At 62.7% G+C, this 21,702-nt stretch carries 18 protein-coding genes and 2 tRNA genes; 5 read left to right on the top strand and 15 right to left on the bottom strand.

All coding sequences use genetic code 11. The annotated features are described in order from the left end of the window. The 3 genes from ACXJJ9_RS12630 to ACXJJ9_RS12620 form a co-directional block, all read right to left on the bottom strand. Positions 1 to 197 (bottom strand): hypothetical protein (locus ACXJJ9_RS12630; RefSeq protein WP_457097489.1); only part of this gene is annotated, 197 nt, incomplete at its 3' end. A 172-nt stretch (positions 198 to 369) separates the two neighbouring features. Further along, positions 370 to 458 (bottom strand) — tRNA-OTHER (locus ACXJJ9_RS12625). Between the two features lie 1,098 nt (positions 459 to 1,556). After that, a complete protein-coding gene (locus ACXJJ9_RS12620) occupies positions 1,557 to 2,675 on the bottom strand; it encodes a hypothetical protein (protein WP_457097488.1) in 1,119 nt (372 codons plus the stop codon). Positions 2,676 to 3,200: 525 nt separating this feature from the next. Here ACXJJ9_RS12620 and ACXJJ9_RS12615 point away from each other — a divergent pair. Continuing rightward, on the top strand, positions 3,201 to 4,004 hold the full coding sequence (locus tag ACXJJ9_RS12615) for a hypothetical protein (protein ID WP_457097487.1): 804 nt from the start codon (positions 3,201 to 3,203) through the stop codon (positions 4,002 to 4,004). An 899-nt stretch (positions 4,005 to 4,903) separates the two neighbouring features. On the opposite strand, the gene ACXJJ9_RS12610 is transcribed toward ACXJJ9_RS12615, so the two are convergent. The 4 genes from ACXJJ9_RS12610 to ACXJJ9_RS12595 all read right to left on the bottom strand — a co-directional run bounded on the left by ACXJJ9_RS12610 (position 4,904) and on the right by ACXJJ9_RS12595 (position 7,366). Beyond that, the gene (locus ACXJJ9_RS12610) at positions 4,904 to 5,362 is read right to left on the bottom strand and encodes a hypothetical protein (RefSeq protein ID WP_457097486.1); all 459 of its coding nucleotides are present in this window, start codon (positions 5,360 to 5,362) and stop codon (positions 4,904 to 4,906) included. Between the two features lie 311 nt (positions 5,363 to 5,673). Next, positions 5,674 to 6,276 carry an HNH endonuclease gene (locus tag ACXJJ9_RS12605; RefSeq protein ID WP_457097485.1) on the bottom strand — a complete coding sequence of 201 codons (603 nt, stop codon included), beginning with the start codon at positions 6,274 to 6,276 and terminating at the stop codon, positions 5,674 to 5,676. After that, a complete protein-coding gene (locus ACXJJ9_RS12600) occupies positions 6,276 to 6,485 on the bottom strand; it encodes a hypothetical protein (RefSeq protein ID WP_457097484.1) in 210 nt (69 codons plus the stop codon). Before ACXJJ9_RS12600 ends, ACXJJ9_RS12605 begins: the two co-directional genes overlap by 1 nt. Positions 6,486 to 6,643: 158 nt before the next feature. Beyond that, positions 6,644 to 7,366 carry a hypothetical protein gene (locus ACXJJ9_RS12595; RefSeq protein WP_457097483.1) on the bottom strand — a complete coding sequence of 241 codons (723 nt, stop codon included), beginning with the start codon at positions 7,364 to 7,366 and terminating at the stop codon, positions 6,644 to 6,646. Between the two features lie 221 nt (positions 7,367 to 7,587). Between ACXJJ9_RS12595 and ACXJJ9_RS12590 the strand changes: the two genes are divergently transcribed. Both ACXJJ9_RS12590 and ACXJJ9_RS12585 read left to right on the top strand, forming a co-directional pair. Next, on the top strand, positions 7,588 to 7,725 hold the full coding sequence (locus ACXJJ9_RS12590) for a hypothetical protein (RefSeq protein ID WP_457097508.1): 138 nt from the start codon (positions 7,588 to 7,590) through the stop codon (positions 7,723 to 7,725). A 74-nt stretch (positions 7,726 to 7,799) separates the two neighbouring features. Continuing rightward, complete coding sequence (locus tag ACXJJ9_RS12585; RefSeq protein ID WP_457097482.1) at positions 7,800 to 9,614, top strand: hypothetical protein; 1,815 nt, start codon at positions 7,800 to 7,802, stop codon at positions 9,612 to 9,614. Between the two features lie 5 nt (positions 9,615 to 9,619). On the opposite strand, the gene ACXJJ9_RS12580 is transcribed toward ACXJJ9_RS12585, so the two are convergent. Next, positions 9,620 to 10,852 (bottom strand): phage integrase, encoded by a 1,233-nt coding sequence (locus tag ACXJJ9_RS12580; protein ID WP_457097481.1) that lies wholly within the window; start codon positions 10,850 to 10,852, stop codon positions 9,620 to 9,622. Positions 10,853 to 10,916: 64 nt separating this feature from the next. Here ACXJJ9_RS12580 and ACXJJ9_RS12575 point away from each other — a divergent pair. Then, positions 10,917 to 11,023: transfer RNA gene (locus ACXJJ9_RS12575), tRNA-OTHER, on the top strand. Positions 11,024 to 11,439: 416 nt separating this feature from the next. Next, entirely contained in the window at positions 11,440 to 13,674 is a 2,235-nt protein-coding gene (locus ACXJJ9_RS12570; RefSeq protein ID WP_457097480.1) for a patatin-like phospholipase family protein, read from the top strand. Here ACXJJ9_RS12570 and argH read toward each other — a convergent pair. The 7 genes from argH to ACXJJ9_RS12535 all read right to left on the bottom strand — a co-directional run bounded on the left by argH (position 13,671) and on the right by ACXJJ9_RS12535 (position 21,478). After that, positions 13,671 to 14,963, bottom strand: coding sequence for an argininosuccinate lyase (gene argH, locus ACXJJ9_RS12565; protein ID WP_457097479.1), 1,293 nt, complete (start codon positions 14,961 to 14,963; stop codon positions 13,671 to 13,673). The two genes, ACXJJ9_RS12570 and argH, sit on opposite strands and share 4 nt — an antisense overlap. Positions 14,964 to 14,972: 9 nt before the next feature. Then, entirely contained in the window at positions 14,973 to 15,932 is a 960-nt protein-coding gene (argC, locus tag ACXJJ9_RS12560) for an N-acetyl-gamma-glutamyl-phosphate reductase (RefSeq protein WP_457097478.1), read from the bottom strand. Beyond that, positions 15,925 to 16,494 (bottom strand): GNAT family N-acetyltransferase, encoded by a 570-nt coding sequence (locus ACXJJ9_RS12555; RefSeq protein WP_457097507.1) that lies wholly within the window; start codon positions 16,492 to 16,494, stop codon positions 15,925 to 15,927. The genes argC and ACXJJ9_RS12555 overlap by 8 nt, the downstream gene beginning before the upstream one ends. A gap of 43 nt (positions 16,495 to 16,537) precedes the next feature. Continuing rightward, positions 16,538 to 17,869 carry an acetylglutamate kinase gene (locus ACXJJ9_RS12550; RefSeq protein WP_457097477.1) on the bottom strand — a complete coding sequence of 444 codons (1,332 nt, stop codon included), beginning with the start codon at positions 17,867 to 17,869 and terminating at the stop codon, positions 16,538 to 16,540. Beyond that, on the bottom strand, positions 17,866 to 18,951 hold the full coding sequence (locus tag ACXJJ9_RS12545; RefSeq protein ID WP_457097476.1) for an acetylornithine deacetylase: 1,086 nt from the start codon (positions 18,949 to 18,951) through the stop codon (positions 17,866 to 17,868). Before ACXJJ9_RS12545 ends, ACXJJ9_RS12550 begins: the two co-directional genes overlap by 4 nt. 15 nt (positions 18,952 to 18,966) lie before the next feature. Continuing rightward, the gene (locus tag ACXJJ9_RS12540) at positions 18,967 to 20,163 is read right to left on the bottom strand and encodes an argininosuccinate synthase (RefSeq protein WP_457097475.1); all 1,197 of its coding nucleotides are present in this window, start codon (positions 20,161 to 20,163) and stop codon (positions 18,967 to 18,969) included. A 298-nt stretch (positions 20,164 to 20,461) separates the two neighbouring features. Continuing rightward, positions 20,462 to 21,478, bottom strand: a complete 1,017-nt coding sequence (locus tag ACXJJ9_RS12535; RefSeq protein ID WP_457097474.1) for an N-acetylornithine carbamoyltransferase — start codon at positions 21,476 to 21,478, stop codon at positions 20,462 to 20,464. Between the last annotated feature and the right edge of the window lie 224 nt (positions 21,479 to 21,702).

Raw genomic sequence — 21,702 nt, 5'->3', positions numbered from 1 at the left:
ACCTCTGCGGTTATCGAAATGATGCCAGTGTCCACAGGTTCAATCACCGCACCGACATCCTCGAAGTAGCTTCCGATCTCTGCAAAGAAAAGATCGAGACGCCGGCCAGCCTCCTCGGGAGAAAGTTCGTCGCGCAAAGGTTGGGAATGGGTTTGACCGTTGTACTGATAATAGGGTTGGTACTGATAGTTGGGCATGCAAGTTCCTATGTAGCGCTAACGCCTGAATTAAGCCGAGCCGCGAAGCGGCTTCGGCTTGAATGAATTGTTAGGCGCAATGTACTGACCGAAGCCCGGCCCGGGCAAGGAAGGGCGGCCAGGATCTTCCGACTTGCAGGGAGGCCAGAAAGCAGGCGCGGGTGCTTGAGGGCGCCGACGGCAGGGATTGAACCTGCGCCTGCACGGGGAAACCCGTAAGGACTGCTGTGGCAGTACGTCTACCAATTCCGTCACGTCGGCAAAAAGCTGGGTTGCGCCCAACGCCTGAATTAAGCCGAGCCGCGAAGCGGCTTCGGCTTGAATGAATTGTTAGGCCTCTGGCGACGATGTGCTAGAGCCCGGCTTTGGGCGGAAGGCTACATGGAGAAGTAGCGCAAGACCGATTAGCCCAGGCAGTACGGCTTCTGACCGCTCCCGGCCTGCAGCGGAGAACTTGCCGGCGAGCCAGGACACCTCGGTGCCCATGACTGCCAAGACGGACCAACCAAGCAGAGCGAGGCCAGCGAGGGTCATTGCAAAGCTCACGACGTGTCGCAACACAACCTCCTGAGGCCTAACTACTGATTAGACGGACCGCGAGGTCCGGTTATACATTTGTGGCAGCGCAATGAACCACCCCGTGCAACCCCTTGATCAGACGGCAGATTAGCGACGCGACATCCGGCTAACAAGCTGGCGTATAGCCGGACCAAGCGGGACGGTCCAAGCGTCCGCCCTTGGGTCGGAAGCGGTCACTGAGGGCGCCCCCAACGGCTGCTCCATCTGCGCGCATTGAAGCGATAGGACCCGGGTGCTGGCGCGAGCGTCCCTGTCCACGTAGCTGTTTGATTGCCGTTGATTGTTTTTCTATCCGGCTCTGTTTTAGACGCTGCTAACCGGAATTGCTCCTCCCTAAACAATTCCCAAAAATCAATAATTGTTGCGATTTTGAACAGCGCTGCGGGACGAGCGGTCATAGGGCGAGAGCTCCAGACTTTTGCCCCCTCCCCGGGGGCTCAATTCCACGAATTTCTCACGTTGCTCAGCGTATGGTTTTGGTTCCGGCAACAGGTCGGATCTCGAAGAGGGGCGACACCATGTGCTATCGGCAGACTCCATCGCAGCACGCCCAAGATGCGGAACGCACCCCTCGCCAACAGGCTAAGGTGGACACAGAGCGCAAAGAGCGCACCGATCTTCAAGAGCAGCGGCAGACAGATACGAAACGCCATGTGGAGCAGGTCGAAGAGGCAGAAGTAGGCTAGCCCACACCACCAAGAAAAATGGCCGCTTCCGAGGCGGCCGTTTTTGTTCCCGCATTGCTTCCAGCACAGGGCCGTACTAAGGCGGCCCCTCCAGTTAACGCATCAAGTTCAGCATTGACTGGCGGAAGCCCTCGGTCCCGAATGTAAGGGACGGGTCGACCTCACTTGCGGCTATCGGGAAATCCAATTCAAGCCGCAGTTCATCGCCTTGCGCGAGTTGCAGCAGCTCCGTGGGAATCGCTGTGTAGGCGCCTTGCAGCACCCCATCCTGCCACTCCCATTGGGGCCCCTGCCGGAGTAGCGCGCAATGCACATTGCTGCACAGCCTCCCAAACGCCCCGGGCAGAGGAAGCATCGACGTCAGTGCCTGCACGTCGATGCTGTCCGGGACGTTCTCAAGTCTCACTAGCACCAGCGCCACAGTTGGTTGGTCTGGGGCGAGGCCAATCCCTACAACCTCTACCTTATCGCCGCCTGGTATTTGCTGGCGAACGCCAACAACAGACTGGCCATCCTCTAGTGCCCGTACTTCCCACCTAGCCAAAGGCGCAAGAGTGTTATCCAGCCGATATTGGATGGCACGGCTTCGAGGGACCTCGGTTATGCCATCAGCGGACGTGAGGCTTGCAACGTCCAGAAGCTCGCGATCGACCCCCATTTCCTTCATGTACTGGGAAATCATTGCCACCGCGACTTGGGTATCCGCCTGCGATGTTTCTGATTGACCCCCAAAGAACTGATGGACCCCGTAGCGACCTTCCTCCTCAAGAGTTCGCGACACTCCGCCCATGAATGCATACGCGCAAGCTGAAAAGCACACGGCATCCTTGGCAACCACGCGAAATTCAGTTGACGCCCCGTCAGTCGCAAACGCCTCTTCTTCATAGCTACTGGCAATGCGCGTATTGAGTCCCATGGCCCGAATCAATCGGCCAATTGCCAACCCCGACGTTAGGCTTCCACCGGGGCTGTCAAACGCGACGGTCCTGGCCGCTGGCTCTGCAACTAGAAGCTGCAGTAGTCGAATTGCCGCTTCATCATCAAACGTTCCCCGAGCAAGAATCTGGGGCGCGCAAAAAGTAGCCGTTCCAAGGCACGGCTGGAACACCTCAAATTGCATCGTCTCGGGGTAGTCTGCAGCCGCTGCCGCGCCAGCGAATACGTACAGGGCCAAAGTGGCGATGCCCCTTTTCACAGTTAGCAGCATCCCCATGTCGCTAGCCTCTCCCCGCTGAGCCTTCGAAAGGCTCGCCCAAGTTGAGGTGCGATGCAAGTCACGCTACCGGCTATAGTCCTGACACGAAGCGTCAGGGGGATGCGATGGGGACTGGGACGATGGGCTTGTGGATGATTTTGCTTTGCTTCTCGCTGTCCGGCTGTTGCCAAGATCCGAACGCAAAGCCGGAATATGGGGAAGACACTGGCCTACCTAAGAACTGCCGGGCGATTGTGCAAGCAAACATCGACGGGTACCGATCGCAGCAGTACACGGCTGATGAAGTGATGGACTCACTTGAGAGGAATTGCGGGGCGAACGGCCATAGCTGGGGGCAATGAATTGGACCGGGGCAGCACTACCAATCTTTGCTTCTGAAATCGGGCTGAGCGGCCCGGATAGGAGACCTATGCGTTACGGAACTGTGTTGCTACTGCTTGTAGCTGGAACTGCACTTGCTCCGACGGCAATTAAAGCCGCGATCATATCGGCGCCCGCGGCCCGAGCAAGGGAACGCTCACCATGGGCGCGGAATCGAGGCAAGGTGGTACGGTCCGCCTATTCCCTGGCGACAAATACTCCATTACCGCCGCCGAGTTCGCATTGGATGCCGAACTGTTTAAGGGCCAAATGGGCGCGGCTATCACCAATGAAATGAAGGACAGCCTTTTTGACCTAAGCATTCGGATCTTGTCGCAGCAACGACCTGGACAACTGACGCTCAACATGGGCATCAGATCCGCTGCGATCACAGGACGTCCAATCCAACAGCTTGATGCCCTCCGGCCTATTGGCACATGGGCCGAGCAAGTGGCGATGCAGCAATCCATATTCATGGAGCTGGATTTCATGGGGTCGCGTGCGCCAGCATCTGCGTCCGGCTTGGACTCGTTACGCCAATTCCTGCACTTTGCTCGCACAGTAAGCAGGCTCCACCTTGTTACCAGATCAATGAACTCGGCCTTCACCTTCCCCGCGGACTTTGAGATGTCGGCAGCGGATGTGGCCGATGTCGATCTGGCCTATGTCCTGCTGAAAGGTGAGAGGCACCCCGTCAAGCTTGGGCCGATCGAGTTTGAGCCTAGTCAGCCACTCATAGACGTAACCGGCCACAGCCTCTATTGCACCACGACGCTGTCGCTGGCGATTCTTGATCAGCCGCTTGGCGACATCCCGGTCGCAATCGAGTTTTCTGACTATGTTCTCGATGCGGTGCCAGGCACCAGCAAGATGCGGCTATCTGATGGCGGAACTGGACAAGCTTGGATTTCCTATGCCGAGCACGGAGACGAGGGAGTCTGCATTCGGCCAGCGAAGGACAAGTAGAACTGCCCAGCAGCCCCTGAAGGCCAGGGCTTGGCCTGGCTCGGCCGAAGCACTACCTTGACATGGTAGGAGACGGGCAACTTGCGTCGCCTTGGTTCAGATCTGCCAGGAACCGTTCCGCTCCATCGGCCAGCCAGCGCGCAAGCATGTCCTCAGCCAGCGCCCTGACCCTTGCGTAATTGTCCTTACGCGCGCGCAAGGACTTTGCCCTGGCGTCCACGGGCATAACTGGCTTGCGCCACATGATCCGGTGCATGGCATCCGTCACGGCTTCGTGGCCGTGCGGATGCCGCAGGGCTGCCATCGCATAGCGACGCACTTCAGGCCACCGCCCCAAGTCCTCGCAGCACACGAGCATTAGAAGGGGCTCCAAAGGCCCTTCCAGCTTTGCCATGGCCAGCGCCGCGCTTACGTCACAGCTTGTGCGGTGGCAGGGAAGCACGGCCGCCTTAGCCGACCTCACCCACGTACGCTGCTGCCGGACCCGAGAGCTGCCGCGAATGGACCTAGCTGCGCCGTCCTCAAGCTGGCCGCGCCACGCCACTGGCAGCCGGTCATTGGCCGCGTTCTGGGCGTCCTCTGGCGTTGTCCATTCGACCTCGGCGTTCCAAGCCATGCCTGTGCCCCGCCAGCGACAAAGATGGCGCGCCGCCTCCTCGACAACAGGGTTCAAGCCGACACCCCGTTACGAGTAACGCACGTGTAACGCTGCGAGCGTGACTCAGCGCGCGAGGGCCTCCGTACTTCAACAGCCCCTAAGAGCCATGGGCAGGCAGAGCAACAGCTCCCAAGTGCTCCGCCCTTGGTAGAAATAGAAAGGAGGCCCGTTATGGGGCAAGAGAAAGCGCCGTTTGGGGCGTGACTGGCCCTGTAGTGGGGCCAATGGCGACTGAAAAACATCATTGCTTGCCCTGCCACGGGGCCAAGTTGGCCCCATCAGAGGGCAACCCTTCCCGCGTCTCCCACAGTCGCGACGCCTTGTGCTCGGGGCGATACATCACGCCCTTGCCTACGTCGTCTATCGGCTCCCAGGTGATCGCGTAGAGGTTGCAGACGTTGCGGCTACCGTGCCGGGTAACCAGTGCGAACCCTGCTTCGACGGCTTCGGCCGCAGCTCGGTCACGCGTGCCGCCGCTCTTCCAGCCGCGCTCGATCGCTTGCCCGCGAGTGAAGGACAGGTCTCCGTTGTTGGAGCCATCGTAGGCTGCCGCCAACTCCACGAGGAACCTAACCGCATTGCCACTCAGCGCGCGCCATTGAGGAGACTTGATCACGTAGTGCGGCAACCGTAGGAACGTGTGCTCCGTTCGCCGCCCGCGATACTTCTCCCGCTTCCACTCGGGAATCTTCTTAGCCATTCCGCCCCCCGGCGCTCAGACGTGCTGGGAACCGCTGTCAGGCGGCCCCACAGACGATGGAGGTGCATGGGTGGCGGCCAGTCCCTCGGACACCCCTAGAACGCCCGCTCCGGCGCGTCTGGCGTCGGGTTGCAGCCAGAACCTACGGGCATCGCGGACCCAGCCAGCGGCAGTCAGTTCCTCGGCAGTCTGGCAGCGGCGGCCGGACGTGCCGATCTCACCTATCCGATGACGGTCGAATCCCCTATCGCTGCCGAAGTAGTCCAGACATACCGTGCATTGGCACCGACCGCCCGTAAGGCGCGGGGCGTTCATCGGCGCCTCCGGTTGCGGCTGGTAGTGCGCCTACTCCGCCCCGCAGACGTCCCGGTACTCGCGGCTGCCTTGGCACGTCCTCGCATCGGCACATGTCGCCAGGTCTTTCCCATGCGCGCATGGCGGATGGTCGTCTTCTCCACGCCGAGACGCCTTGCCCACTCGGCGTTCGTGACCACTCCTGCCGTGCTACGGATCTGCTGCACTAGCTCTTCAGTTAGCTTCGCCTCTGGACGCTGCGAGCCAACCGGCGCCAGGCCCTTCTTGATGGCCCGCCGCACGTTTTCGGACTTGGTGACGGCCTCAAGGTTGCGGGCACGGTTGTCTGCCTTGTCCCCGTTGAGGTGATCGATTTCGAGGCCATCGGGAATCGGCCCGTTGACGGTCTCCCACACCAGCCGGTGGGCGTACAGGTAGGTCTTGTCCCGGTAGCCGCCCAAGCGGACATACCCATCAGCGCATACGCCGCCGATTGCGCGCCCCAGCACCCCGTAAACAACGCCTGCCTTGGGGTCCACCAGGAGGCCGGACTGCTCGTGACGGATGACGCCCTTTATCCACGGGGTGTTAGGCGATACCCCAACGCCGAAGGGCAGCATCAGCGCACCGCCTTGGACTTGGCGGTGGCAAGCCCCAGTCGGGAGGGCAGCGTTTTGAGGCTGCCCAGGAGGACGTATCGCCTGGCGCCAATCTTGAAAGTATCTAGCTGGCCGTTAGCTGCCAGTTCGAACGCCACCGTACGGCTGATGCCGTGCTTTTCGCACTCTTCTACCAAAGGCCCGAAGGCCGGTTCTGCTTTGGTTCCCACTTGTCGCCCCGGTACCACACGAATGCGTGCGGCTTCGGAGAGCCATTCTTGGAATATGCGGCAGCAGGAATAGCCGCAGTGCGCTGCCCCCTAGTGGGCCAAGAACCCCGCACCTACTGCCGAAACGCAACGCCAGTAAGGCTTTGAGTTGGCGCGAGCTACTTTTTTCGCCGGGGACCTTTCGGGAGATTTTCGGCGCGCAGAATCGTGTCGATGTACTCGGCCGTACGCTCTGGAACATCGCGCGCCATCAGCCATTTCACGACTTCTACTTTGGTCTCAGCCGTATCGGGTTCGGCTGGGTCGTAGTTCTTCCAGAAGCGGTCCGCCGCGGCCGCAAGGTGGCGTAGCAATGAAGTCTCGTAGTCACCCCACGGCCAAGATCTGGGGCGCTCAGTCGCCGCGTCTGCCTTGAAGTGGTAGCCCACGGCTCGCTCGAGCTGGCGCCTAGACACTAGCGCAGCCTCCATGGGAAGCGAATAGCGATTGCCAATTTCCGGCCGGTCAAACCAGGCAATTCGGTCTGTTTGCGTATTGAGTGGGCGGTCAAAAAAGGTTCCGACCTTGCACGGCCCGTCGCCACAGTCTGTGTGATCGCGCACCCAAACTCTGTCGATAGTCGCCGACCCAGTGGTGAACACAAAAGGCCATTGCCTCCACGAAATCGGAAAGTGGCCGGTTAGCACTCGAGGAGGAAACGATTGCCACTCTTCGTCGGTTGGGGGTTTGGTCTGACCTAAAGGAGCAACTCTTACCGACTCACTGCTTAGGCGAGCAAAAACCATCAAGTCGCGCGCTAGCGCGATTTCAGTCAAAAGGTCGAAGTCACCTCCGAAATACTCATCGGCAGCTTGCGTGACCCGCAGGTACTTTGACTTCATTTCGTCTCGCCTTTCTTGAAGGCCGCGCCCAATGTTCGGATGGCCATCCTAGGCGCGGCTTAGTGATCCTATGCTGCCTGCTTCAGTGTTGCAGCAAAACCCCGCAGCCGCTGAATCTCTGCCTCAAGGGATCCCACCTCGGCTTGGTGGGGATCGAAAGCCCCCCTCCTCACGCGCGGCCATAAGGCCGAGGACGGCGTCCCGAAGTACTACAGTTCCGCCTGAGCAAGGGAGAGCGGAAGGATATGGAAGATGGAGCCGCAGCCTCAGGCGAGCAACTGACCGAGTTCGTCCGGGGGGCAGCACTGCAAAAGGCCGAACGCCTCAAAGGGAAGAGGGCCAAACAGCACAAGCCGTAGGCCAGGCATTTCTGGCCGCTTCCCGGCGTCGCTGACGTAGTCCAGAGCGAGCAACTGGACCTCGGAGAAGGCGGATGGGAATCGCCAATCGACACGCTGCGGCGTACTTCTTAGCTCTTTCCGCGTCTTTTGCATCGGCAGCAGTTTTGGCGGAGGACGCAGACGTACAAATTTCAGGACGTCTCTTTTGCACGGATGGCGACAACTTCATGCAACCGCTGGCATTCACCGTCGTCTCGATGTGGGACTCCGACTGCGACGGAAGCACGATTTGCGATGAATTTATGGCTCGGTCCCGGACCGATGCTGATGGGAACTTTTTCCTTTCGGGGCGGGAGGGCGATGTGGGCTCGAAACCCGACCCGTACATTCGCATCACCTATTCCGGCAATGGCGATGCGCCGGTAGGGACTGGGCCGTACGTCCTACTAAAGGACGATGTCGACCAGACTTGGTCGTACAACATTGACCCGCATGGCCATAACAATTCATCAGGCCATATTGACCTTGGCGGAAGGGTCGTCGGCACGAACCTGGATCCCGGCCAAGCTTCGAAATGCTCTGTATATCTTGGCGCCATGCGTGAGATGCACGCTCACCGCTCCAATAACATCGGCCTTCCGCAGCCGATCTATGTTAACTATCCGGCCTACCTGCCCGTCTACACGACCGAAACACCTTGGACCACTCGCAATACGATTCACTGGCGAACGTTCTACGACTGGCGCTGGACGATTGGACACGAGTTTGGCCACCTCGCTCGCCACTACAACGACGGCTCTGACGACCATTTCAGCTGGGACGCCACTAGATTCCGTTACGGACGGGGTCACGAGTACTGCAACAGCAAACACATGGCTGAGACCGATTACAACCGGCGCGCCTATGCCTTTAACGAAGGATGGGCTCACTTCAGCCAAGGATCCACGTGGGGCTGTGGAGTCTGCACAAACGCGGGCGCGCCATCGATTGACAACTGCTACCGCGCTAGCGATTGCAACAGTGCACCGGGCGTGTTCGATGGGGTTTGCGACGTTTCAGATACGAGCGTCGAAGGGAATGTTGGCCGCCTACTTTTCGATTTGAGCCAGTGCAGCGCCCTGCCTCCTTCTCAAGGCTACTGCGTGAATGACACCAAGCGGCAGCAACTTTGCAGCACCCATTCCAGTTGCAACAACACATCCCCAGCGGAATCGGGCACATGCGCGACTGGTACCTGGATCTTGGCCAAGCTGCTCATGGAAGAAGAAGAGAGCATCCACACATTTGAGGAGTTCGAGTCGAAGTTCAATGCAGAAACTGGCTGCGGTCTGGCCAGTCGCACTCTCCCTCTGTCTACCTCACCACCTCAGGTTCGCGTAATGGCGGCCAGCGTCCGCCCTACTTCCCCCAAAACACCCAAAGACTGGTACGCCAACGCTGCTAGCCAGTTGCAGGCGAGAGAACGCGCCGCCAGGATTGCGGCGGCTGGCATTAGGGTGTGCGAACACCCTGAGGACTGCGAAACTGCTGTGCAGACCCTGACTCGGCCGATTCTAATTCACGCGGAAATTGAGCTGCTAAGTCTCCGCGCCCAATTGGCAAGCGAGGCGGCGAGTTGGCCACGATCTGGCAAGGAAATGGTCGCCTACGAGAAAAGATCGCGCAGACGCGAAGCACGCTTCCGTCACGAAGCCGCGAAGGTTTACGGGCGCGCGCTGTTAACGGCTGCCAAAACGGTGCAACTGCTTGCAGAGCGTGACCGAACGGCGATCCCTTACGCCGAGGAGTTGATGGAGAAGGGCAAAGCCCTCCTGCAAAATGCCCCCCGCCCGGCGGACAATTCCGAGCTTCAAATACCTATCGGACTGGATCCCGAGGGGGCACCGGCAACGCCAACAAAGGGGTGACACCCTCAGTTTTGAGTTCTCCCGTGCCCTCCTGGGATTCTCCTTGCTACCAGGGCTGCGACCGCTTCAGCCTTGTGTTCTGGCGCCAGGTGGGCATAGCGGAGAGTCATCTTGATATCGCCGTGCCCCATCAACTCTCGCACGGTGTTGAGGTCGATACCGGCCATCACGAGATTGCTTGCAAAGGTATGCCGCAGGTCGTGGAAGCGGAAGTCCTCGATCTTGGCCTCTGCCGTGATGGCGTTCCATGCCTTGCTTACGGAAACCACGCCAAACAGGCTCCCCTTACCGCTGTGCTGCTTGCGGTAGGCCTTCAGCACGGCCATGGCCTCTAGGTTGAGCGGAATATGGCGAGCCTTGCCCGATTTTGCGTAGCCAGCGCGCACGGTCAGGATCTTCGCAGGGAGGTTGATGTCGTCCCAGGTTAGCTGGGTCAACTCCCCACGCCGCATTCCGGTGTTCAACGCCAGGAGCGTCATCGGCATGAGGTGATCTGAGTAGCCGGTGATGGCCTTTAGCAGCGCCTTGCCGCGAGCGGCCCTCCATTTGTTGCCACTCCCTCGGCGGGCCTTGGCCCTCGCCTCCCGCTCGCTCAAGGCCTTACGCAGTGCCTTTTCCTCTCTGGCCGTCAGATAGCGCACCCGATCCTCGATGCCCCGGGTGATGCGCTTCATTCCTCGCAAGGGATTGTCGGTCATCAACTCCCATTCGACTGCTTGCGAGAACGCCGCTTTGACTCGGTCCATGTCTCGATTGACCGTGGACGGGTGGATTCCGTCCTTCAACCGCTGCGCCTTAAAAGCGTCGAAGTCCGCCTTGGAGATGTCGGATAGCTGCCTGCTGTTCCAGGCTTCGAACTGTGCCTTGAGGGCGGCCACCGTTGCCGCACCTGCCTTGTTTACGGCACCGACGTGCGGGCCGTACTTCTTGGAGATGAAGTCGCCAAATGTGATTGGGCCGCGATGGGTCTTGTCCGCCAATGGCATGCCATGTTCGGCCACCTCGCCGAGGACGCGCCTCGCTGCCGTCCTGGCACCTTCCAGCGTCATGGCCCCATTCGTGCCGAGTGCGGTGGATTTGTTCCGGTCCCAATGCAGCTCATAGGTGCTTCGGCCGCTGGGAAGCACTCGCAGGGCCAGCCCGGGGACTTTGGCGTCCCACAGGCGGTACGGTCGGGCCTTGGGCCTCACCCCTTCGACCATGAGCTTGGTAAGGGTCTGGCGCTTGATTACCGGCATTGTGGCTACCCTGTCAGCACGCTGTCAGCAAACGCGAGCATACCGGGGAACTCCCAAGGACGCCTGGGGACGGTATTTCTAGGGGTCCCTAAAAATCCCCTTTCGCGACTATACGCCGTTTCTACGTTCGGGACGTAGAAGTCGCAGGTTCAAATCCTGTCTCCCCGACCAATCGATTCAGCAAAAGGCCGCCTTCGGGCGGCCTTTTTGTTACTGCGACAAGCGCGCAGTGGCCTGGCGCAAAGCCGTCTCACAGCAACGCCGCGGCGAGCTTGAACGCGCCCGGTCAGTGGCATCTGCACGATGACATGCGGCACATCGGTGCGCGCCTGATCGGGCAGCCCGCCGCCACTATCGCCCAAGCCTGCACCGCAACTGCGATTGTCTTGCGCGGGTCGCCTGGTGGTTCAGTCGATCCACTGAGCAGGGCACTCGCGGCGATGGCCGTTCCAGTGCTGGTTTCGCCGTATACCGAGGTGATGCCGGTCCGCGCCGTTCGGGGCGCGCTTTGCCGCCGCTGGGCCTGCAAACGCTGATGGCCGCGGTTTCCCGGGCCAACGCAGCCGGATGACATGGGAGGGGCGGTGATGCTGAAGCGTGCGGCGATCGGGGCCTTGGCGGTGTGGGCCAGCCTTCTGGCCCCCACAGCATCAGCCGCCGAACGCTCCAGCTGCGGCCTACGCACCCCGGATGATCATCGGCCACGCATCGGACTTGCGCTGGGCGGCGGCGGCGCACGCGGCATCGCCCACGTCAGCGTGCTGAAGGAAATCGAGCGCGCGGGCATCAAGGTCGACTGCATCGCCGGCACCAGCATGGGCTCGCTGGTCGGGGCCATGTATGCCTCCGGCATGACACCAGCCGAAATCGAGAAGATGGTCCTCTCGCTCGATTGGGACCAGTTGTTCGACGACTCGCTCGAACGCCAGAAGCGGAGCTACCGCCGCAAGGAAGAAGACCGCCAGGCGTTGACGCCGATCGGTGTCGGCTTCACGCGGGGAAGACTTCGGGTTGCGACCGGCGTGCTTGCCGGGCAGCGCATCCTGCTGCTGTTCGAGCGCGAAACCCTCCCGGTCAGTTCCATCAGCGACTTCGACCAGCTTCCGATTCCCTTTCGCGCGGTTGCCACCGACCTCAATACCGGTGAACCCGTCGTCATCGACCATGGCAATCTCGGCATGGCGATGCGTGCCAGCATGTCGTTGCCGGGCATCTTCGATCCGACCGAAATGAACGGCAAAGTGCTGCTCGACGGCGGATTGTCGAACCAGGTTCCGATCGACGTCGTGCGTGCGATGGGCGCGGACGTGGTGATTGCCGTCGATGTCGGCACGCCGTTGGAAACGCTCGGCCGTGACGCCAGCCTGGTCGAGGTCCTGGGGCAGATGACCGGAATGATGACCGTGGGCAATACCCGCGCGGCAATGCGCACCCTGGGCGAGCAGGACCTGCTGATCGTGCCGGCGCTCGGCAAGGAGGTCGGCAGCGGCGACTTCGACAAGGGCAAGGTAGCCCTCAAGATCGGCGACGCATCGGCATTGGCTGCGCGTGGACGGATCGAGGCGATCGCCGCCGCGAACGCGCGGCCTGCGGGCCAGCCGCCGTCGCCTGTCGCCGTGCGGTCGCTGGAGCCGCCGATCATCGACTTCTACCGGCTCGACAACCAGACCCAATACAGCGATGCGTACTTCGAAGCCCGGATCAACGTGCCGCTGGGTAAGCCGCTCGACGTCAAGGCCGTGGAAGAACAGGTCCAAGGGGTCTATGGCATCGAGAATTTCTCGCTCGTCAACTACGAGGTGGTGGAGGAAGGCGGGCGCACCGGTGTCCTCGTGCATGTCCTGCCAAACCCCACCGGGCCGAACTACCTGCTGGGAGGACTGCAGGCCAGTGACGATTTCCAGGGCGGCTTCGACGCCAACCTGCGCGTGGGAGTGAGAACGGCCCCACTTTCCCCCAATGGTGCCGAGGCCCGTCTCATCGTCCAGCTCGGCAGCGAGCCAAACCTGTCGGGCGAGTACTACCAACCCTTGGATCCTGGCAATCACAATGTGCTGTGGGCGCGCGGAACCATCGGGAAGAGTAACGTTCCCCTCTACGACACCGATGGCAACAACCTGGCCGACTACGGCGTCTATCTGGGAGCGATCCAGGGAGGCTGGGTCCGCCAGTTCGGCGAATACGGTGCCTTGGGAATCGGACTACGACGCGGCAAAGGGCATGCCGAATTGCAAACCGGCGATCCGGCCGCCCTGCCCGACTTCGACGTCGATGTCGGCGAAGCGCTCGCGATCCTGACCCTGGACCGTCTCGACAACCTCTACTTCCCGCGCGATGGCTATATCGCCCAGCTGGGCTACACGATGTCCAGGGAGTCGTTGGGTGCGGACGCCCAGTTCGACCAGGTGGATTTCGATGCGTTGTTCGCGAAAAGTTTCGGAAAGCACAGCGTGCAGGGGGGCCTTCGCTACCACAGCACGATCGATGGCACGGCCCCGGTGCAGAGCCTCTATCGCCTGGGCGGTCGCACCAAGCTGGCGGGCTTCCGGCACAACGAACTGACCGGCCAGGGCTATGTCGTGCTGATCGGCGGCTATCTCTATCAACTCGGAAGCGTGCTGGGTCGCAGCGCGTTCCTGGGCGGCACGCTCGAATACGGCAATGTCTGGCAGGAGCGCGACGACATGGATCTCGGCGACGGCATCGTGAACGGCAGCGTCTACTTCGGCTTCGATTCCTGGGTGGGCCCGCTGCTCTTCGGCTTCGGCCTGCGCGAGGGTGGCGAAGGCAACATGTTCCTGGAGATCAGCCAGCAGTTCTAGTCGCCCAGTGCCGCGAGCCGCTCGCGCAGCACGTGCAGGCGCGGGTCTGCAGCCGCGCCCGGGGAGACGCGCGCCGCAAGACTGCGCTGCGGATCGCCCTGCCCCCACAGCGCCGGATCGGCGGCCTGCTTGTAGGCGTCACGGAACGGGACGCCCTGGCGCGCCAGGTCGACCGCGAGATCGGTGGCATACATCGACGGATCGAGCGCGGCGCGCATCGCATCCGGCTTCCACTCGAGGTTGCGCAGCAGGTCGGGGAGCAGTTCCAGCGCGCCCAAGCCACGACCGAAGGCGTGGAAGATCGCGCCCTTGGAAAACTGCAGGTCGCGGTGGTAGCCGGACGGCAGCGACAACAGCTGCTCGATCTCGGTCCGCGCCGCTGCGGCAGCGGAATAACTGGCGCGCATCAGTTCGATCACGTCCGGATTGCGCTTGTTCGGCATGATCGAACTGCCGGTGGTGTATTCGGCCGGCAAGGCGACGAAACCGAATTCGGCGCTGGTGAACAGACTCAGGTCCCAGGCGAGGCGGCGCAGGTCCAACAGCGCCGAGGACAGCGCCTCGATCGCCGCCATCTCGAACTTGCCGCGCGAAAGCTGCGCGTACGCCGCCGAAACCTGCATGCGACCGAAGCCAAGCGCCCGGGTGGTGTGATCGCGCGCCAGCGGCAGGTTGACGCCATAGCCGGCAGCGCTGCCGAGCGGGTTGGCGTCGACCCAGGCGAGCGTCTGCCGCGCACGCAGCGCATCGTCGATGAACCCTTCCGCCCACGCCGCCCACCACATACCTGCCGAGGACACGACCGCACGTTGCAGGTGCGTGTAACCCGGCAGTGGCAGTGTGCTCTCGGCTTCGGCGCGTGCCAGCGCGACCTCCGCCGATTCGCGGCACAGCACTGCGACGCGGGCGAGCCGGTCCTTCAGCCACAGGCGCGTGGCGACGAGGATCTGGTCGTTGCGGCTGCGGCCGGTATGGATCCTGCGTCCGGCATCGCCGAGGCGTTCGATCAGGCGCGCCTCGATGGCGGAATGGCCGTCCTCAAAGCGCTCGTCGAGCACGAAGGCGCCGCTGCGGAAGTCGTCGGCGAGCGCCGCCAGTTCGCGCGTGAGCCCTTCGAGCTCCTGCGCATCGAGGATGCCGATCTGCTGCAGGCCCTCGGCATGCGCACGGCTGGCCTCGATGTCGAACAGGAAGAATTCGCGATCGAGGATCACATCCTCGCCGGCGAGGAATGCCTGGATGCGGGCATCGACCTTGACGCCGGGTTTTTGCCAGAGCAGATCGGACATGGGGCTTCCTTAAAGTGGGATCCCGGCGGTTTCTTCGAGATCGAACGCCAGGTTGAGGTTCTGCAGCGCCTGCGTCGCAGCGCCCTTGAGCAGGTTGTCTTCGGTCGAGACGACCACGAGGCGGCGGCCATCGTCGGAGATCGCGAAACCGCCGATATCGACGTGGTGCGCGTTCGCGATGGCGCTGACCCACGGGGCCTCGTCGGCGACCCGCACCAGCGGCTCGCGCGCGTAGCGCTCGCGATAGCATGCAACCGCTTCCTCACGCGTAACTGCACGGGCCAGGTGGAGGTTGGCGGTGATGGTCAATCCGCGGAAATGCGGGGCGACGTGCGGCATGAATTCCACCGCATGGCCGAGCTGGCGTGTCACTTCGCGCTCGTGCACATGGCCGGTGAGCGCGTAGGGCATCAGGTTGTCGCGCAGCTTGTCCGGATCGTTCTTGTCGGACGGCGTGGTGCCGGCGCCGGAATAGCCCGACACCCCGAAGCATTGCACCGCGCCTTCGAGCACGTCGCGCATCGGCGCGATCGCCAGCTGCATCGCCGTGGCATAGCAACCCGGATTGCTGATACGGCGCTGCGCTCGATAGTTGCCGCGCGTCAATTCGGGCAGGCCGTAATACCAGCTGTCGTCGAAGCGGTAGTCCGCGGACAAGTCGATCACCAGCGTCTGCGGCGTGATCGCATCCATGGCCGCAACGAAGGGCGCCGCCTTGCCGTTGGGCAAGGCCAGTACCAGTGCATCGACACCCTGCCCTGCCGCGGCTTCGGGACCATGGGCAACGTAGGCCAGGTCGCCGGCGTAGCCGGATTCGTGGTCTCGCAACCGTTCGCCCTCGCGCTCACGCGAGGAGACGAATGCCAGTTCGAAGTGCGGATGCGCGGCGACCAGGCGGATCAGCTCGGAGCCGACGTAGCCGCGGGCGCCGACGATGCCGATGCGTTTCCGTGCGGATGCGTCAGTCATGGCGCGCCAGCTTCCCTTGCAGGTTGACCTTCACCGCCGGCCATTCGTTGGCGAGGATGGAGAACACCACCGTGTCGCGCAGGGTGCCGTCGCGATGACGCATGTGGTTGCGCAGCACGCCGTCCTGCCTGGCTCCCAGGCGCGCGATGGCCGCACGCGATGCCAGGTTGAACCAGCTGGTCTCGAAACCGACGGCCGCGCATTGCATGGCCTCGAACGCATGCGCCAGCAGCAGGAGCTTCGCCTCGGTGTTGAGCCCGGTCCTTTGTACGCGCGTCGCGTACCAGGTGTAGCCGATTGCGAGTCGTGGCACGTTGCGGTCCAGCTGGTAATAACGCGTGGTTCCGACGACCGCACCCGCGGCATCGAGCACGGCGAAGACCAGTGCATCGCCCCTGGTCTGGGCGGCGAGTGCCGTGTCGATGTAGTCCTCGATCGCCTCGGGACGCGGCACGCTCGTGTACCAGAGCTCCCACAGGCGACCCTCGCCCAGTGCGTTGCGCAATCCGTCCGCGTGTTCGCGCCGCAAGGGCTCCAGTGACACGTGCGTGCCACGCAGCATGGGCGGCTGCTGCCAGGGGTCGATAGAATGCTCTGCGTTCACGTCAGTCCTTCAAGGTAGCCGGGCGCGTGCGGCAATGCTCGACGCAGTGCGCGATCTCGTCAAAATTCTGCAGGCCGTACCAGAACACCTTCCACTTCGGTTCCTTGATGCAGCCGTCGCTTTCGGAGAAATAGAACGTATTGACCGGATTGCCCCGGCGCGAGCGCCAGAACAGGCGCGGGTTCTCGTCGCGCATGACCTGCCACACGGCACGGCCGAGGCCCTCACCCTGCGCCTCGTCTAGCACGGCGAACTTGTCCAGGTAAGTGAACCCACCCTCGTCCGTGAGGATCACCGCCGCACGGTAGTTTTCGCTGACGTAGGCGCGATGCAGCTTCGTGCGCTCGAAGTAATCCGGCAGCAGCATGCGGCCGAAGGCGGATTCGATCAGGCTGCGCAGGCGCGCGAGGTCGAGCTGGTCCCAGCGCTCGACACTCAGCACGCGTTCGCCGCGGCGCACCAGCGTACCGGAACCGCGATGGGTGAACAGTTCCTTCGCCAGTTCCGCCGGCCGGGTGATCGACACCGACGACGACAGCGGCAGCACGTCCAGCAGGTCCTTGATCTGCTCGATCTTGACCTTCATGCCACCGTGGATCCAGGGCTGGGCAACCAGGTGCTCGTACTCGGTGGACAGGTTGATCGAATCGATCACCTTGCCGTTCTCGTCCAGCAGGCCGCCGGTGCCGGTGAGGAACACGATCTTGTACGGCTGCAGCGTCTTGATCAGCTCGTTCGCGGCCCAGTCCGCATTGACGTTGACGATCTGGCCGTCGGCGGTCTCCGCCAGGGACGCGATCACGGGAATCGATTCGACCTTGATTGCAGCCTGGATGCCGTCGGTGTCGACGCGCGTGACCTTGCCAACCAGCTCATAGACGTTGCGGTCGAGGAATTCGGCTTCGAATACACCCGACTGTATCGACGTCGCGCGCACGCCCTGCGCCTGCAGCGCCTCGACCAGCTTGAGGTTCTCCTCGCGCATCACCCGGCGCACGACCGACAGGACCGGACCATCGGTCACGCGCAGGTTGTTGACCGTGCGCTTCTCGATGCCCGCGCGCTTCATTTCCTCGTCGAGCTGCGGACCGGCGCCGTGCACGACGATGGGTGTCAGGCCCACCTGCTGCAGGAAAGCGAGCGACGACACCAGCGCGTCGATGTCGTCGCGCAGCACCGCGCCGCCGACCTTCACCACCGCGAAGCGGGATGCGTCGACCTGCGAGAAACGCTTGAGGTATTGCTGGATCTCCTTCGCGCTGGCCATGTTGGACAGTAGGCGGACGATCGTGTTGCGCATATCGGTCATTGTCGGTTGGAGCTCAGCGTTCATTGCGCCAATAGGCGCTGGTAGGTGGAAGCAGCGGTGGAAAGCTGGTCGAGTGCGACCCATTCGTCGGCGGTGTGGGCCTGGGCGATGTCGCCGGGACCGTAGACCATCGCAGTCAGTCCCGCCGCGGAGAACAGCGAAGCCTCGGTCCAGAAATCCACCGCGTTGCCGATGGGCAGTTCGAGCGCATCGGCGAGGTCGCGTGCCTCGAGGCGACGCTGCTCCGCACCGGCGATGTTGCCGCTGGGCAGCGAGGGGCCGTGGAAGGTTTCCTGGTAGGACTCGATCGCCGCCGAGCCGTGCAACGAGCGGAAATGCTCGTGCAACGCATCCATCGGCATCGAAGGCAGCGGCCGGAAACCGAAGCGCACCTCGGCACTGGGCGCGATCATGTTCGCCTTGATCCCGCCTTCGACGCGGCCGATGTTGAAGCGCAGGCCAGTGAGGCCGCCAAAGCGCTGGTGCGACTGCGACTCGACGAACTCCAGCGCGGCACCGCCCCAGCGCATGGCGTTGTGCAGCGCGCTGGCGTGGAGCGCGTCGGCGCCGGAGGCATGGCCGGCATGGCCGCGGAACTTCATCAGCACCGAAGCGATGCCACGGTGCGCCAGCACGGCTTCGCACTTCGTCGGCTCCGCGACGATGGCTTCGCGGAAGCCATGGTCCTTGCCCAGGAAGGCGGCGATGCAACGGGCGTCGTTGGCTTCCTCGTCGGTGCTGAAGAGGAATGCGGCGTCACCGCCGGTCCCCGCCGCGGCCGCGAGCAGCCCCGCCGCCGCGCCCTTGATGTCGCACGCGCCCAGTCCGATCGCGCGATCGCCGGTGAGGCGCAGCTTCAACGGATTCGCCGACCATGCCTCCGACGACGGCACCGTATCCAGGTGGACGTTGAACAACCGCGTCGGATTACCGCGCACGGCAAGCATCGACACCGCGCCCGCGCCGTGGTCGGTCACTTCGACCCGGAAGCCTTCGAGCTGCGAGCGCAGGTAGTCGAAGATGCCGCCGGTGCCGATGTCGCGCGGCGGATTGCGGGTGTCGAAGGACACCAGTGCTTCCAGGTGTTTGAGGACTTGATCGAGCATGTGCGTTCTGCCGGATCAGTTGCGGTTGACTTCGGCCCAGAGCGTGCTGCTCATGCCGAACAGCTTGATGAAGCCCTCGGCCTCGGCCACGCCCCAGTCCGCCGCCTGCGCGTAGGTCGCGCCCTTGGCGTTGAGGATGTGTTTCGACTCGATCGCGATTGCATTCACCGTGCCGCCCTGCGTCTCCAGTACGACGTCGCCGGTGACGGTGGATTGGCTCGAGGCCAGGAACGCTTCCAGGTCGGTCTTGAGCGGATCGTGGAAGAAGCCTTCGTAGACCAGCTCCACCCACTTGCGGGCAACTTCGGGCTTGAAGCGGTTCTGCTGCTTGCTCAGCACCGCTTCCTCCAGCGCGCGATGCGCGGCCAGCAGGGCGATCAGGCCCGGCGCTTCGAAGATGATGCGACCCTTGAGCCCGATCGTGGTGTCGCCGGTGTAGATGCCACGGCCGACGCCGTACTGGGCGAACAGGCCATTGAGCCGTGCCAGCAGCTTGTGTCCTTCAATCTTCTGGCCATCGATCGCAACCGCCTCGCCGTCGACGAAGCTGAGCCTGACCTGCAACGCCTGCGCCGGCCACTCCGCGCGCGGCTTGCACCAGCCTCTCGCGCCTTCGCCCGGCGCCTGCCAGCGATCGATCTCGCCGCCCGACATGGTCAGGCCGAGCAGGTTCTCGTTGATCGTGTAGGCCTTCTGCTTGGCGCGCACGCCAAAACCGCGCTCTTCCAGGTATTTCTGTTCGTAGGCGCGGACTTCGGTGTGTTCCTTCTGGATTTCGCGGATCGGCGCGACGATTTCATAGTCGCCCAAGGCCTTCACCGCCAGGTCGAAGCGCACCTGGTCGTTGCCCATGCCGGTGCAGCCGTGCGCAATGGCCTTCGTGCCCAACTCGTCGCAGCGCTTGAGCGCGGCATCGACGATCAGGTAACGGTCGGAGACCAGCAGCGGGTACTGGCCCTGGTAGCCCTCGCCCGCCCAGACGAACGGCTTGACGAAGCCTTCCCATATCGCCGGGCCGCCATCGACGGTGACATGCGAAGCCACGCCGAGTTCGGCGGCACGCTGTTCGATGAAGGCGCGCTCCTCGGCGTCGACGCCGCCGGTGTCGGCGAACACGGTGTGCACGTTCCAGCCACGCTCCTGCAGGTAAGGAACGCAGAAGCTGGTGTCGAGGCCGCCGGAAAAGGCGAGGACGATGTCTTTGGTGCTCATTCGAATCTCTCTCTGATCTAACCCCTCCCCCGCTTGCGGGGGAGGGTTGGGGTGGGGGGGAGGATGCGAGGCGCTGCTGCCCCCATCCCGACCTTCCCCCGCAAGCGGGGGAAGGAGAAAATCCTCAGGTGTCGAGGCCGCCGGAAAAGGCGAGGACGATGTCTCTACTGTTCATTCGAATCTCTCTCTGATCTAACCCCTCCCCCGCTTGCGGGGGAGGGTTGGGGTGGGGGTGAGGATGCGGGGCGCTGCTGCCCCCATCCCGACCTTCCCCCGCAAGCGGGGGAAGGAGAAATCCTCAGCTGACCAATGCCGACATGATCGCCTTCTGCACGTGCAGGCGATTCTCGGCTTCGTTGATGGCGATGCATCGCGGCGAATCCATCACCGCATCGGTGGCCTTGACGTTGCGGCGCAGCGGCAGGCAATGGCTGAAGACGCCGTCGTTGGTCATGGCCATCTTGGCTTCGTCGACGATGAAGTGCCTGTACTGGTCACGGATCGGCTTTTCCGGCGCCCAGTTGCCGAAGAACGGCAGCGCACCCCAGCTCTTGGCGTAAACCACGTCGGCGCCGCGGTAGGCGCTTTCGATGTCGTGGCTGACGATGAGCGAACCGCCGCTCTCGGCGACGTTCTGCTCCGCCCAGCCCATGTAGCGTTCATCCAGGATGTAGTCCGGCGTCGGGCACAGCAGCGTGACGTCCATGCCCATGCGCGTGGCGATGGTCAGTGCCGAGTTCGCCACCGCGGTGTTGAGCGGCTTGGGGTGGTAGGTCCAGGTCAACACGTACTTCTTGCCGCGCAGGTTGGTGGTGCCGAAGTGCTCCTGCAACGCGAGGATGTGCGCCAGCTCCTGGCACGGGTGGGTGATCGTTTCCATGTTGATCACCGGCACCGGCGAATATTTCGCGAAGCCGTTGAGCACGCGGTCCTGGCGATCCAGCGTCCAGTCGACGAACTTCGGGAAGGCGCGCACGCCAATCAGGTCAACGTAGCGTCCCAGCACCTGCGCCACTTCGGCGATGTGCTCCTCGGTCTCGCCATCCATCACCGTGCCCAGGTCGAATTCGATCGGCCATGCGTCCTTGCCCGGCTGCAGCACGATGGCGTGGCCGCCGAGCTGGAACGCGCCCAGTTCGAAGCTGGTCCGCGTGCGCAGCGAGGAATTGAAGAACACCAGGGCGATCGACTTGCCCTTGAGTTCGTCGCCGAACTTGCTGCGCTTGAAGATCGCGGCCTGCGTCAGCAGGGCGTCGAGGTCCGGGCGGGACCAGTCCTGGGTGTTGAGGAAGTGTCGGTTTGCAGCAGGCTTCATCGCGGTCTCCAAGAAACGAATCGGAAGATGTCGCTGGGCCGGAAAAGCAGAAAAGCCCAGCGCACAGGCTGGGCTTTTCGAGTGTCATGCCATCGTTGGAACGAAGGCGTGTACGCCGTTACCCAGCCAGAAGTGGCGGCAACGGTCGGCGCGCGCGCGAAGTCATGCCCGCCGCCATCCAGGCGGAGGTCATCACATCGGCGTCGGCGCGCAGGGGCTTCATG

The sequence above is a fragment of the Lysobacter sp. P5_B9 genome (assembly GCF_054049835.1).
The sequence above is the reverse complement of the archived record's forward strand: the minus strand, read 5'-3'. Positions and strand labels throughout refer to the sequence as shown.

What these genes read in the sequence shown, in the direction of transcription:
- ACXJJ9_RS12620 (WP_457097488.1), bottom strand. Translation starts at nt 2,675, where the DNA reads ATGGGGATGCTGCTAACTGTGAAAAGGGGCATCGCCACTTTGGCCCTG.
- ACXJJ9_RS12615 (WP_457097487.1), top strand. Translation starts at nt 3,201, where the DNA reads ATGGGCGCGGAATCGAGGCAAGGTGGTACGGTCCGCCTATTCCCTGGC.
- ACXJJ9_RS12610 (WP_457097486.1), bottom strand. Translation starts at nt 5,362, where the DNA reads ATGGCTAAGAAGATTCCCGAGTGGAAGCGGGAGAAGTATCGCGGGCGG.
- ACXJJ9_RS12605 (WP_457097485.1), bottom strand. Translation starts at nt 6,276, where the DNA reads ATGCTGCCCTTCGGCGTTGGGGTATCGCCTAACACCCCGTGGATAAAG.
- ACXJJ9_RS12595 (WP_457097483.1), bottom strand. Translation starts at nt 7,366, where the DNA reads ATGAAGTCAAAGTACCTGCGGGTCACGCAAGCTGCCGATGAGTATTTC.
- ACXJJ9_RS12585 (WP_457097482.1), top strand. Translation starts at nt 7,800, where the DNA reads ATGGGAATCGCCAATCGACACGCTGCGGCGTACTTCTTAGCTCTTTCC.
- ACXJJ9_RS12580 (WP_457097481.1), bottom strand. Translation starts at nt 10,852, where the DNA reads ATGCCGGTAATCAAGCGCCAGACCCTTACCAAGCTCATGGTCGAAGGG.
- ACXJJ9_RS12570 (WP_457097480.1), top strand. Translation starts at nt 11,440, where the DNA reads ATGCTGAAGCGTGCGGCGATCGGGGCCTTGGCGGTGTGGGCCAGCCTT.
- argH (WP_457097479.1), bottom strand. Translation starts at nt 14,963, where the DNA reads ATGTCCGATCTGCTCTGGCAAAAACCCGGCGTCAAGGTCGATGCCCGC.
- argC (WP_457097478.1), bottom strand. Translation starts at nt 15,932, where the DNA reads ATGACTGACGCATCCGCACGGAAACGCATCGGCATCGTCGGCGCCCGC.
- ACXJJ9_RS12555 (WP_457097507.1), bottom strand. Translation starts at nt 16,494, where the DNA reads ATGCTGCGTGGCACGCACGTGTCACTGGAGCCCTTGCGGCGCGAACAC.
- ACXJJ9_RS12550 (WP_457097477.1), bottom strand. Translation starts at nt 17,869, where the DNA reads ATGAACGCTGAGCTCCAACCGACAATGACCGATATGCGCAACACGATC.
- ACXJJ9_RS12545 (WP_457097476.1), bottom strand. Translation starts at nt 18,951, where the DNA reads ATGCTCGATCAAGTCCTCAAACACCTGGAAGCACTGGTGTCCTTCGAC.
- ACXJJ9_RS12540 (WP_457097475.1), bottom strand. Translation starts at nt 20,163, where the DNA reads ATGAGCACCAAAGACATCGTCCTCGCCTTTTCCGGCGGCCTCGACACC.
- ACXJJ9_RS12535 (WP_457097474.1), bottom strand. Translation starts at nt 21,478, where the DNA reads ATGAAGCCTGCTGCAAACCGACACTTCCTCAACACCCAGGACTGGTCC.